10 protein-coding genes are annotated in these 12,297 nt (G+C 70.8%); 6 read left to right on the plus strand and 4 right to left on the minus strand.

Annotated elements, in window-relative coordinates:
* The first annotated feature begins 31 nt into the window (after positions 1 to 31).
* The 3 genes from HPO96_RS31810 to HPO96_RS31820 are packed head-to-tail and all read left to right on the plus strand — an operon-like array spanning position 32 to position 3,450.
* Positions 32 to 967, plus strand: coding sequence for a hypothetical protein (locus tag HPO96_RS31810; protein WP_171678079.1), 936 nt, complete (start codon positions 32 to 34; stop codon positions 965 to 967).
* Positions 968 to 1,003: 36 nt separating this feature from the next.
* Positions 1,004 to 2,341 carry a hemolysin family protein gene (locus tag HPO96_RS31815; RefSeq protein WP_171678080.1) on the plus strand — a complete coding sequence of 446 codons (1,338 nt, stop codon included), beginning with the start codon at positions 1,004 to 1,006 and terminating at the stop codon, positions 2,339 to 2,341.
* Positions 2,338 to 3,450, plus strand: a complete 1,113-nt coding sequence (locus HPO96_RS31820) for a hemolysin family protein (protein ID WP_171678081.1) — start codon at positions 2,338 to 2,340, stop codon at positions 3,448 to 3,450. The genes HPO96_RS31815 and HPO96_RS31820 overlap by 4 nt, the downstream gene beginning before the upstream one ends.
* On the opposite strand, the gene HPO96_RS31825 is transcribed toward HPO96_RS31820, so the two are convergent.
* From HPO96_RS31825 to HPO96_RS31840, 4 genes are read right to left on the minus strand one after another with little or no spacing between them, the layout of a single operon-like run.
* Positions 3,371 to 4,132: a heme ABC transporter ATP-binding protein gene (locus tag HPO96_RS31825; RefSeq protein WP_337796899.1), complete on the minus strand. Its 762-nt coding sequence runs from the start codon at positions 4,130 to 4,132 to the stop codon at positions 3,371 to 3,373. The genes HPO96_RS31820 and HPO96_RS31825 overlap by 80 nt on opposite strands.
* A 38-nt stretch (positions 4,133 to 4,170) precedes the next feature.
* Complete coding sequence (locus HPO96_RS31830; RefSeq protein WP_171678083.1) at positions 4,171 to 5,208, minus strand: FecCD family ABC transporter permease; 1,038 nt, start codon at positions 5,206 to 5,208, stop codon at positions 4,171 to 4,173.
* Entirely contained in the window at positions 5,205 to 6,347 is a 1,143-nt protein-coding gene (locus HPO96_RS31835) for a heme/hemin ABC transporter substrate-binding protein (protein ID WP_337796890.1), read from the minus strand. Before HPO96_RS31835 ends, HPO96_RS31830 begins: the two co-directional genes overlap by 4 nt.
* The gene (locus HPO96_RS31840) at positions 6,344 to 7,030 is read right to left on the minus strand and encodes a biliverdin-producing heme oxygenase (protein WP_337796891.1); all 687 of its coding nucleotides are present in this window, start codon (positions 7,028 to 7,030) and stop codon (positions 6,344 to 6,346) included. Before HPO96_RS31840 ends, HPO96_RS31835 begins: the two co-directional genes overlap by 4 nt.
* 94 nt (positions 7,031 to 7,124) lie before the next feature.
* On the opposite strand from HPO96_RS31840, the gene HPO96_RS31845 reads away from it, so the two are divergent.
* The 3 genes from HPO96_RS31845 to HPO96_RS31855 are packed head-to-tail and all read left to right on the plus strand — an operon-like array spanning position 7,125 to position 11,643.
* Positions 7,125 to 7,880: a hypothetical protein gene (locus HPO96_RS31845; protein WP_171678085.1), complete on the plus strand. Its 756-nt coding sequence runs from the start codon at positions 7,125 to 7,127 to the stop codon at positions 7,878 to 7,880.
* Positions 7,877 to 11,362 carry an HtaA domain-containing protein gene (locus HPO96_RS31850; RefSeq protein WP_171678086.1) on the plus strand — a complete coding sequence of 1,162 codons (3,486 nt, stop codon included), beginning with the start codon at positions 7,877 to 7,879 and terminating at the stop codon, positions 11,360 to 11,362. The genes HPO96_RS31845 and HPO96_RS31850 overlap by 4 nt, the downstream gene beginning before the upstream one ends.
* Entirely contained in the window at positions 11,359 to 11,643 is a 285-nt protein-coding gene (locus tag HPO96_RS31855) for a DUF2470 domain-containing protein (RefSeq protein ID WP_171678087.1), read from the plus strand. Before HPO96_RS31850 ends, HPO96_RS31855 begins: the two co-directional genes overlap by 4 nt.
* Positions 11,644 to 12,297 lie beyond the last annotated feature (654 nt).

Below are 12,297 nucleotides of genomic sequence, written 5' to 3' on the forward strand. Positions count from 1 at the left end.
GTCGCCGGGTAGGCGGCCGAGAGGGTGTCACGTGCTGGGACTGTCGAGTTACGGACTGCGATTCGGCCCGCCGAACGCCCTGACCGTCACGGTCGTCATCGGGCTGATCGCGCTGCTCGTCGGCGTCGTCGGGGTGCTGCTCACCAACCGCCGCGTCGCCGCCGCCCGCGCGAAACTCCCACCCCCGCACCTCGCCCCGCCACCCCAGCAGCCGCACGGCATCCCGCCGGCCCAGCCCCCATACGGCCAACCCCAATTCGGCCAGCCGGTCGGCCAGCCCCAGTTCGGCGGGCCTCCGCCGCCGCAGTCCGGGTACGGCGTCCCACCGGCGCAACCTCCGTTCGGGCAGCCGCAGTTCGCCGGCCCGCCGCCGCCGTTCGTCCCGCCAGGCCCGCCGCGCCCGCTCACCTCACCTGAGCTGCAGCGCGCCCAACTACTGCGCGGCTTCGCCATCGCGACCCTGATCGCGGGCATCCTCGCGATGGGCGTGCACTACGACGTCCGGCTCGACGGCCGGATCGCGATCCCCGAGGTGGCCGGCGGCATCCCGCGAGTGCCGACGCCGCCCGCGGTCGAGGCCGACGCACAGCGGCAGCTCCGCAACGGCAGCTCGCTGAAGTACGGCACGTACGAGCACCCGAAGTACAAGGGCGTGCGCGGCCCGGAGGCGAGTGTGATGGTCTTCTACGGCCTCGAAGGCAACCAGCAGCCGAGCGCCACCTTCGACCGCGCCTTCGTGGCGCTGGGCAAGAAGGGCAAACTCCTGAACGGGGTCAGCGACCACCCCGGCGGCCGTGGCAACGAGACGATCCGGTGCGCGTCGCTGCAGGGCCCGGGTTTCGTCGAAGCACATTGCTTCTGGGCCGATGCGACCACGTTCGGGCATCTGTTCGCCACGGAGATCACCGAGCCCGAGCTGGCCGAGCTGCTGGCCCGGATGCGACCAGACCTCGAGCCGACCGCCTGACCGGACGGCAGCCCGGCATCCCATAAAGTCTGGGGCATGTTGATCCTGGTCGGGCTGGGCGTCGTCCTGCTGCTGACTGTTGCCACCGGCTACTTCGTGTCGCAGGAGTTCGCGTACGTCGCGGTCGACCGGAGCCGGCTGCAGACGCTGGCCGACGGCGGGAGCGCGGCGGCGGCGCGGGCGCTGAAGGTGACGGCGCGGTTGTCGTTCGTGCTGTCGGGCTCGCAGGTCGGGATCACCGTGACCGCGCTGCTCGCCGGGTACTTCGCCGAGCCCTACCTGGGCGAAGGTCTGGAGGGCGTCCTCGAGGGCGCGGGGGTGCCGACGGCGGTGAGTCTGTCGTTGTCCGTCGTCCTCGCGCTGCTGCTGGCGACGATCATCCAGATGGTGCTCGGGGAGCTCGCGCCGAAGAACCTGGCGATCGCGAAGGCCGAGGCGATCGCCTTGCGGTTGTCCCGGTCGACGCTGATCTACCTGACGGTCGCCGGTCCGATCATCCGCGTCTTCGACGCCGCGTCGAACCGGATCCTGCGCCGGGTCGGGATCGAGCCGGTCGAGGAGCTGCCGCAGGGCGCGACCGCCCAGGAGCTGGACCGGATCATCGTGTCGTCCTACGAGCAGGGCCTGCTCGACGAGGACACCATGCGGCTGCTCGACCGCGGGCTCGACTTCCGCGGCCGGACGGCGGACGAGGCGATGGTCCCGCGGGTCGACGTCGTCACCGTGCATCGCGACGACCCGCTGACCAAGGTGGTCGCGCTGCAGGACACCGGGCACAGCCGGTTCCCGGTGATCGCCGGCTCGGTGGACGAGGTGGTCGGCGTGATCGCGATCGGGGATGTCGTCGAGGTCGAACCGGTCGACCGGCTGCAGGTGACCGTCGGGTCGCTGGCGTCGCCGCCGGTCGTCGTCCCGGAGACGCTCGCGCTACCCGCCGTCCTGGAGCGGTTGCGGACGGCGCACCGGCAGCTGGCGATCGTCGTCGACGAGTACGGCGGGTTCGCCGGGATCGTCACGCTGGAGGACGTCGCCGAGGAGCTGGTCGGCGCGATTCGCGACGAGGATGATCTGCCCGAGACGTCGCCTGTCCAAGGCGGTGACGGGTCGTGGGTGCTGCCGGCCCGCTGGCGGCTCGACGAGGTCGAGGAGGCGACCGGGATCGCGCTGCCCGACAGCGACGACTACGAGACGGTGTCCGGGCTGGTGCTGGCGCGGCTCGGGCGGATCCCGGTGATCGGCGACGAGGTCGTCGTCGAGCTGCCGCATCGGCTCGACCACGAAGGACGTCCGGTACCGGCGGAGTTCGTGAAACTCGTCGTCCAGACGCTGGAACGCCGGGTGCCCGGCCTCGTGGAGATGGAGCGGATCGCATGAGTACGACGCTCGCACTGCTCATCTCGCTCGGATTACTGGCCGCGAACGGGTTCTTCGTGGCCGCCGAGTTCGCGCTGGTCGCGTCGAAGCGGCATCGGCTGGAGGAGGCCGCGGCGGCCGGCAGCCGGTCGGCGCGGTCCGCGATCGCGGGGATCAGCGAGCTGTCGCTGATGCTCGCCGGGGCGCAGCTCGGGATCACGTTGTGCACGCTCGGGCTCGGCTCGCTGAGTGAGCCGGCGGTCGCGCATCTGCTGCATCCGCTGTTCGAGCTCGTGCACCTCCCGGAGGGGGTCGGGCATGTGATCGCGCTGATCATCGCCGTCGGCGGGATCGGCCTGCTGCATGTGCTGCTCGGCGAGATGGCGCCGAAGTCGTGGGCGATCAGCAACCCGGAGCGCGCGGCGCAGGCGCTGGCGATGCCGTTCCGCGGGTTCACGACCCTCGTCCGTCCGCTGCTGCTGACGCTGAACGGGATAGCGAACCTCTGCCTGCGCCTGATCGGCGTCACCCCGCAGAACGAGCTCGCCAGCGCGCACGGCCCCGACGAGCTGCGGCTGCTGATCGACTCGTCCCGGGAACACGGCACCCTCGAAGCCCCTGAACACGACCTGCTGACCGCGATGCTCGCCCTGCAGAACATCACCATCGCCCAGGTGATGACCCCGATCGAGCGCCTCGTCACCGTCCCCTACGACGCCTCGGCCCGCGACGTCGAGCTCACCAGCCGCCGCGAGGGCCGCTCACGCCTGGCGGTCGTCACCGGCCCCACCATCTGCGGCATCGTGCACGTTCGCGACGCCGTCCGCGCCACCACCACCGGCGGCACCACTCTCCGCGCCGCAGACCTGATGACGGCCCCGCTCAACCTCGCCCCGACCACCCCGGTGGCCACCGCCATCCGCACCATGCGCGACCGCCGCTCCCAGCTCGCCGTCGTCTGCACCGGCGCCGACCCCCTCGGCGTAGTAGCCCTCGAAGACCTGCTGGAGCAGGTCATCGGCGAATTCGACGACGAGACCGACCCCATCATCACCGCCGCGGCAGAATCACCGGCCCACCGTGCCCCGGATGCTCCCAAACCTCCACCGGATGCCGATAAACCCCACTGAGCACCTCCGCCGTCAAAACCTCCTTCGGCCCACCCTCAGCCATCACCTTCCCCCCATCCAGCACCACCACCCGATCCGCATACCCCGCTGCCAGGTTGAGGTCATGCACCACAACCACCACCGCGTCTGCGTCGGCGGCCTGCGCGCGGGCCAGTTGGAGGACTGCTTCTTGGTGGTGGAGGTCGAGGGCTGCGGTTGGCTCGTCCAGGAGGAGGAGCTGGGTTTGTTGGGCGAGGGCTCGGGCGAGGGAGACTCGGGCGCGTTCGCCGCCGGAGAGTGAGTTGAAGGTTCGGTGGGTGAAGGGGGTGATGTCGGCGGTTGTGAGTGCTTCTTGGATGGCGGCTTCGTCGTGGGTGGCGCGGGGGGTGTTGTGCCAGGGGGAGCGGCCCATGGCGACGATGTCGGCGACCGAGAAGGGGAAGGAGATGGCGGACTGCTGGAGCATGACGGCTCGGCGCATGGCGGTTTCGACGGGAGACCAATGGGACAAGGGCTCGCCGGCCAGGTGGACGGCGCCGGTGTCGGGGGTGTGGTCGCCGGAGAGGACGCCGAGGAGGGTGGACTTGCCGGCGCCGTTCGGGCCGACCAGGGCGAGGACTTCGCCGGTGCGGACGGTGAGGGAGACGCCGTCCAGGATGACCGCGCCGCCGAGGCGCAGGGAGACGTCGCGGGCTTCGGCGATCGTGGCGCCGGAGTCCATTCGGGTCGGGAGGCGGCGTTTCATCCCCAGCCTCCTTGGCGGATGCGGGTCCGGCGGAGCAGCCAGAAGAAGAACGGCGCGCCGACGAGCGAGGTGATCATGCCGATCGGCAGGTCGGCGTTCCGGATCAGCGTGCGCGCCAGCAGATCGGCCACGATGGTCAGCACCGCGCCGCCCAATGCGCTTGCCGGGAGCAACAACCGGTGCCCGGGCCCGGCGATCATCCGGATCAGGTGCGGTACGACGAGGCCCACGAACCCGATGATCCCCGCGAACGCGACCCCCGCCCCGACCAGCAGCGCGACCACCACGATCACCGTCAGCCGGAGCCGCTCGACGTCCACCCCGAGATGCGCCGCGGACCGATCGCCCAGCGAGAGCAGATCGAGCCGCCGGGCCAGGATGATCGACGCGACCACTCCGACCACGGTGAACGGCAGGACGGCGGTCACGGCCGGCCAGGTGGCGCCGTTCAGACTGCCCAGCTGCCAGAAGACGAGCTGTTCACGCGCGCTCGTGTTCGCGATGAACGTCGCGAACGAGATCAGCGTGAAGGCCAGCGAGTTGACCGCGATCCCGGTCAGCACCAGTGTCACGACCTCGGTGCGCCCGCCGGCCCGCGACAGCGAGTGCACGAGCAGCGTCGTCCCCAGGCCGGTCACGAAGGCGGCCGCCGCGATCGTCCAGTTCCCGAGGAAGTTCACGCCGGTCACGATCACCAGACTCGCGCCGACGGCCGCGCCCGACGACACCCCGACCACCGACGGCTCGGCCAGCGGGTTCCCGAACACGCCCTGCATCAGCGCACCCGCGGTCGCCAGCGAGGCCCCGACCAGGACGGCGAGCGCCACTCGCGGGAACCGCACTTTCCACAACGCGTTGTCACCCTGGGGATGGGCCGGCATCGGCCCGAGGTCGAGCCCGAGCCGATGCAGGATCGATCCGACGATCTCGGCCGGCGGGATCCGCAGCTGACCGATGCCCGCGGCAACGATCACCAGCGCCACCAGCGCGACGACCAGGAATCCGACCAGGCCCAGCGATCGCAACCGGCTCAAGGCGTGTAGACCGCCTTCGCGAGTGCGGCGACTGTCCGGCCGGTCCGCGGTCCGAAGCCGAGCAGCTCGGTGTCGTTCATGTCGATGATTCGCTGTCGCTGCCCGGCCGGCGTCTGGCCGATCCCGGGGATCTTCAGCAGCCCGTCGACGCCCTTCACCGACTTCAGCCCCTCGGTCATCACGATGATCACCTCGGGCTGCGCCCGGATCAGCGCCTCGCTGGTCAGCGGCACGAACGTCTTGTCCAGCCCGATGTCGGTCCCGGTGTCGATCCCGCCGATCGCCTGGATCATCGCGTCCGCGCCCGACCCCGGCCCGCTCATCAGATACACCCCGGCCGACCCGCGGATGTACAGGAACGTCATCCGCAACGGCTTCCCGGACGCCGGCGCGAGCGCCAGCGACGTCGAGATCTCCTCCGCGGTCCGCTTGACCAGCTCCTCGCCGCGCTCCGGGACGCCGAGCGCCGCCGCGACCGCGCGGATCTGGCTGGGCATCCCGTCCATCGTCCGCGCGTCGCTGAAGAAGATCACCGGTACGCCGGACGCCCGCAACTGCTCGATCACCTCGGGCGGCCCGATGCTCTTGTCGGTCAGCACGACGGTCGGGTCGAGGGACAGGATCGCCTCGGCGTTCAGATCGTGTGCGGACGGCGTCACCTTCGGCAGTTTGGCCGCCTCGGGGAACCCGGTCGAGGTGTCCCGGCCGACGACCTTGTCGCCGAGGCCGAGGCTGAACACGATCTCGGCCAGCGTGCCGTACAGGTCGACCGGGATGATCCGGCTGACGTCCTTGACCTGCACCTGCTTGCCGTCACACGATTTCACGTCGACCGGCAGCTTCGGTTCACTCGACGCCACGACCGGGTGGATCGCGTGGTCGCTGAGCGTCGCGGTGGCCGGGCCGGTCAGGGTGTGCGGGTCCGGGCCGGGTTGTTCGGTGGTGCTTGCCTTGGGCAATGGTTTGCCGTCGGCGTCGGTCGTGACCGCGAAACCCTTGACCGGTGGGCGGCAGGCGTCGGCGGTCGCGGGCTGCCCGGCGGCCGGGGTGGTGGCCGGTCCGGCGCACCCCACGGTGACGATGAGCAGCAGGACGACGAGGATCGCCGTCCGGTAGGTGCGGGACAGGTCCAGCGTCACGAGGCGACCTGGGGGTAGTGCGGCAGGATCTGATCGGCCAGCGAGGCCAGGACGTCGACGTTGAACCGGTAGGCGAGCAGGACCTCCTCCAGCACGCGCTCCTGCTCGGCGTCGTCGAACGGCGCCTCGTCGAGCAGCAGCCGGTAGGCGTCCTTGAACGGCTTCGGCTTCACGTTGTCGAACACGTAGAACCGGACGCCGTCGCCACCCGGGACCAGCCCGTACTCCGTCGCGATCAGCCGGCCGATCGCCTGCCCGCCGGACAGGTCGCCCAGGTAGCGCACGTAGTGGTGGGCCACGAATCCGGCCGGCCACTCGGTCAGCTCGGCCAGGCGGGCGGCGTACTCGCGGGTGGCCGCGGTCGGCTCCGGGATCGGGACGCCACGGGCGCGCAGGAAGGCCAGGTCGGCCTCGAGCGCCGTCCGCCGGTGCAGGTCCGGGAAGACGAATCGGCCGGCCACGGGGTCGCCGCTCAACCGGTCCGCGAGGTCTTCGAGGGCCTGGTAGATGGCGGCGTGCTGCGCGACCAGGGCGGCGTACGCCGTGAGGTCGAGCCGGCCTCCGGTCAGGGCCGTGAGATAGCTGCTTCCTTCGGCGTCCTGATGCATACGCATACTCCGCTCCCGGAGGCGCTGCGAGAACGACGGCTGTGCGGTGGCCGGCGGGCCCGATTGTGGGGTCACGAGAGTTAGGTTAGCCTAACCAATTGCATGTTAGGTGAGGCTAACCTGCACTTTTTGTGTCCAGCACAGAAGTGCAGCTGGGGAGGAACAGAGCGTGACGACCAGGGTGGGACTGTGGCTGGCCGGGCTGGTGCTGGCCCTCGGAGTGACCGGTACGGCGTTGCCCGCGGCCGCCGCCCCCGCGGCCTCCGGGCCGAACGGCCAGACGGTGACGGCGTCCCGGACGAGCGGACTCGACCCGGCCGGGACCAAGGTGACCGTCAAGGGCAGCGGCTTCGATCCGAACAAGGGCATTTACGTCGCCTTCTGCGTGAACAAGGGCCCAGGGCAACTACCGTCGCCATGTCTGGGCGGCGTCGACATGAAGGGCGAGTCCGGCTCCTCGGTCTGGATCTCCTCCAACCCGCCCTCGTACGGCGAAGGCCTCGCCCGCCCCTTCACCCAATCCGGTGGCAAGGGCTCCTTCGAGGTCCAGCTCACCGTCAAGGCCAAGGACCAGTTCACCAACTGCCTGGACAAGAAGACCGCCCCGCTCGGCTGCGTCATCGGCACCCGCGCCGACCACACCCGCACCGCCGACCGCTCCGCCGACGTCCTCATCCCCGTCACCTTCACCGGCAGCGGCTCCGGGGGAAACCCGACCACCACCCCCACCAAGAACCCCACGAACCAACCCACCACCGCCCCCACCACCGGCAGTGGCGGTAACGACACCAGCAAACCCAAAGGCTCCCTCGCCAACACCGGCGGCCTCGCCCTCGGCTTCGGCGCAGCAGCCCTAGCCCTCCTAGGCGGCGGCGCCGCCCTAGTTCTCCTCTCCCGCCGCAAGACCAAGGAGCCCCAGGCATGACCCGCCGCCCCCGGCCCACCCGCACCGCAGCCCGCCGCATCCTCGGCCGCAGCCGCCGAGCCCCGTCGGAGCACGCGCCCGCGGCGTCTCCCGCTGCCGCGGGTTTGGCTGCGCGTTCGAGGCGTCGCGGTGTGCGGGCTGCAGCCTCCGTCGCGGCGCTTGCTCTCGCTGCGCTCGGTCTGACGCTGCCTGCTCACGCCGAAGACCCGACGCCGCAGGCGCCCGTCGCGGCCGGTGCAGGCGCTCTCGCCAGCGAGACCGGCCCGGGCTCGGGTTCTGGTTCCGGCGACGCCGGCTCGACCTCCGCCCCTGGCTCCTCCTTCGACCCCGGCTCTTCCTCCAACCCGGCGCCGCAGGCGCCGGCTGCGTTTACTCCCAAGATCGAGGTGTCGAAGACGACTGGGGTGACCAATGGGGAGGACCTGTTGGTGAAGGGGTCTGGGTTTGATCCGGCGGCTAATGTGTCGACTCGGGTGCCGGTGACGCCTGGGCAGCCGGCTGGGGTGTATGTGGTTTTCGGGAGTTTTGCGGAGGCCTGGCAGCCGTCGACGGGGGCGGATGCGAGCACGCGGACTCTGATCGACACGAAGTGGGCGGTGCCGCAGCCGTCGTTCGACCAGGTGCAGCGGGACTTCCCGGCGCAGAAGCCGCGGATGGTGCTGCTGAACCCGGACGGCACCTTCGAAGTCACCGTGAAGGCGAAGACCGTCGCGGAGAACCCGCGCAACTACGGCGTCTACACCTACCCCGGCGGCGGCGCGGTCAACGCGGCCCACGAGCTCGGCGTCAAGGTCGCCTTCGCGGGCGACAACCCGACGCCGACCCCGCCCCCGACGGGCTCCCTCGACTGGGGGCTCAAGGCGTCCTTCCGCACGTACATCGAGGGTCCGATCGCGCACGGCTCGATCACCCTCCAGCCGCCGACGACCCGCAACGCCGACGGCACGTTCCGCTTCGCGAACGGCACCGGCACGGCGACGCAAGTCGCCTTCCAGGGCGGCGTGTACTTCAAGGGTCACGAGATGCAGGCCGGTAACCCGCTCCTCGAGGTGACCGCGAAGGACATTCGTATCGCGCTCGCCGGCAGCAGCGGCAAGATCATCGCCGACGTGACCAGCAAGAGCCTGGAGACCGGCCAGCCGACCACGTACGACGACGTCGAGCTCGCAAATGTCGATCTGACCGCGCATCCGGTCGTGATCAAGGACGACGTCGCCACCGTCCTCGGCGCGACCACCACCCTGACCGAAGCCGGCGTCCCCGCCTTCGCCGGCTTCTACACCGCCGGTACGGCGCTCGACCCGATCAGCTTCGCCGTCGAACTCACCACGACCCCGGTCTGGCAGCCGAAGCTCGACGTCGTCGGCCCCGACGGCAAGCCGCTGACCACCGTCCCGCCGCAGGGCGTGACCGCGACCGTCCGCGGTAGCGGCTTCGACCCGGCGGCGAATCTGTCCACGCGGCCGCCGGTCCCGGTCGGCCAGCCCACCGGCGTGTACGTCGTCTTCGGCAGCTTCGACAAGACCTGGCGACCCTCCGAGGGCGCCCCGGCCGCAACCCGCCGCGTGCTGGACCAGAAGTGGGCTCTGCCCGACTCGTCCCGCCCCGGCCCGGACCCGGCGTTCGTCACGCTCAAGCCGGACGGCACCTTCGAGGCCACGCTGAACGTCAAGCCGGCCGACGCCGCCACCGGCACGTACGGGATCGCGACGTACGCCGCCGGCGGGGCCGCCCCGAACGCCGCCCAAGAGCTCTTCAAGCCGATCGTCTTCACCGGCAGCACGCCGGTTCTCACGGTCGAGCCGAGCACCGACCTGACCGACGGCCAGACCGTCACCGTGAAGGGCGCCGGCTACGCGCCGAACCGCGCGCTGTACGTCGCTCAGACCCCGCAGGGCACTCCTGGTACGTCGAACCCGTCGCCGTTCACCGGCGCACAGCGCGTCGTCACCTCGGCGGCCGGTGCGTTCCAGACGACCGTCCCGGCAGTGGTCACCTTCACCAACGAAGGTGTGCAGATCGACTGCAAGGCCGTTGCCTGCTACTTCGCGAGTTTCAACTCGCCGCTCGCCTCCGACAACGAGGTGATCGACCTGCGCGGCGACCGTACCCAGGACGTTTTCAAGGCGATCACCTTCAAGACCCCCGGCCCGCAGCCGGTCCTGCCGGTGGTGACCACCCAGCCCAAGGCTGCGACTGTGGTTGCTGGCAGCAATGTTCAGTTCACCGCGGCGGCGACCGGTACGCCGGCGCCGACCGTGCAGTGGGAGCGCAGTTCGGACGCAGGCAAGACCTGGGCGCCGATCGCGTCGCCGTCCGCTGTCACCACGACGCTCGCGCTGACCGGCGTCCAGGCGGCGGACCACGACGCCCGGTTCCGGGCCGTGTTCAGCAATGCAGCCGGTTCGGCGACGACGTCCGCGGTCGTGCTGACCGTGACGGGTGCCGAGCCGAAGGTTGCCGTGACGCCGGAAACTGTGAAGCAGGGCGGTGAATTGGTTGCTGACGGCAGCGGATTCCCGGCTGGGCAGAAGGTGTCGGCGGTTGTCGACGCCGAGGCGCCGCCGGGGGCCACGGAGTACAGCTTCAGTAACAGCAACGGGCAGACCGTGACGGTCAGCTCCGCCGACAGCAAGCCGCTGACAGTTGCCGGGGGCAAGCTGCGGCTGGCGGACGGCGCGAAGCTCGCCGTGAAGGTCAGCGGACTGAAGAACAGCAAGGAGAACACCGCGGCCGCGCCCAGTGGGTTCTACACGCTGACTGCCGTCGACAACGGCCCGGGGCAGCAGGCCTCCCCGGCGATCGGCGGCGCCGACATGACCGGGAAATCCGGGCAGTCGGCGTGGATCACCAACTTCCCGTACGCCGGTTCGGAGAACATCGTCGTCAAGATCGGGGCCGGCCTGATCGCGCGGACGACGTTGACGGTGTCTTCGAAGGACGAGCTGACCGACTGCGCCAAGACCGCGAAGGGCTGCGTGCTGTACCTGCGGGCCGACCACCGGTCGACGGCGAACCGGGCGTTCGACGTCCGGGTTCCGCTGGAGTTCGCGACCGCCGTCGCTTCGGCCAAGTCCGCTGGGCCGGCCGTCGGTGAGCAGGTGGCCGATGCCGAGGGCAAGGTTCGCTTCACCTGGAAGGTGCCGGCCGACTTTGCCGTCGGCAAGCACGTCCTGACGCTGAACGGCCCCTCCGGCCTGACCGCGGCCGCCAACTTCTCGGTGTCGTCAGCAACCACCCCGACGCCGACACCCACGCCGACCCCGTCTCCCACGCCGACCCCGACGCCCACGCCGACCCCGTCTCCCACGCCGACTCCGTCTCCCACGAAGACGACGCCGCCAGTCACCGACACCCCGACCAAGCCGACCGGTTCACTCGCGAACACCGGTGGCGCGGGACTCTGGCTGCCCATCGGCGGCGGCGTCCTCCTGCTGGCCGGCGTCCTGATCACCCTCGCCACCCGGAGGAAGAAGGCATGACCCACCCCTTCACGCCGGAGATCATCGCCGCCGTCCTCAAACACATGAACGCCGAACACAGCGCCCACTCCCTCGAAATAGTCCAAGTCCTCGGCAACCGCCCCGACGCAACCGCCGCAGAACTCACCGCCCTGGACCAAACCGCCGCCATCTTCACCGCCCAACTAACCACCGGCACCCCCGTCCAAATCCGCATCCCCTGGTCCGAACCCATCACCGACCGCCCCCAATTCCGCACCGAATTCGCCCGAATGCACCACGAGGCAGAAGCCGCCGGCTAACTCCACCCACCCCAGCCCCCGCCCCCCGCCCCCCCGACCCCCGCCCTCCGGCCCACCACCCACCCGGCCCCCCGGCCCACCACCCACCTACCCCGGCTCTCCCACCGGGTCCCCCCGCATTTGGTGGGTCCGCCCATCGGCGGGTGGGGTGGCCTACCGCAGGCAGGTAGCCAACCCACCAAGTGCTGGGCCCGCCCACCAAGCGCTCGACCTGCGGATGCCCACTCGCCCGCCCGCTGGTCACCCACACACCGGTCACCCACCCCAGGTCACCCCACCCGCCCACCCGACGGGCCGGGGCACCCGCCCCGGACGCGCGCGTCCGCGTCCTCGCGTTTGGTGGGTCCACCCAGCGGCGGGTGGGACGGCCTGCCGCAGGCAGGTGGCCGACCCACCAGTTCGTGGGCCGACCCACCCGGGCCCCGCGCTCACCCCGGGCTACCGCCCTGACCCACCGGGCCGCCACTGAACCCCCGGCCTCCCGCCTCGCGGGTCACCTGCTCACCCGGCCCGCCGGGTCACCCGCCCCGGACCCACCGGGCGTCCGCCTCCCCGCGTTTGGTGGGTCCGCCCATCGGCGGGTGGGGTGGCCTGCTGCAGGCAGGTGGCAGACCCACCAGTTCACGGGTCCGCCCACGAAGCTCACGGGTCCGC

It is taken from the genome of Kribbella sandramycini, from assembly GCF_013131805.1.
Taxonomy (GTDB): Bacteria; Actinomycetota; Actinomycetes; order Propionibacteriales; family Kribbellaceae; genus Kribbella; species Kribbella sandramycini.

Excerpts from the sequence above, each read along its gene's own strand:
- HPO96_RS31815 (WP_171678080.1), top strand. The coding sequence starts at position 1,004 with ATGTTGATCCTGGTCGGGCTGGGCGTCGTCCTGCTGCTGACTGTTGCC.
- HPO96_RS31820 (WP_171678081.1), top strand. The coding sequence starts at position 2,338 with ATGAGTACGACGCTCGCACTGCTCATCTCGCTCGGATTACTGGCCGCG.
- HPO96_RS31850 (WP_171678086.1), top strand. The coding sequence starts at position 7,877 with ATGACCCGCCGCCCCCGGCCCACCCGCACCGCAGCCCGCCGCATCCTC.
- HPO96_RS31855 (WP_171678087.1), top strand. The coding sequence starts at position 11,359 with ATGACCCACCCCTTCACGCCGGAGATCATCGCCGCCGTCCTCAAACAC.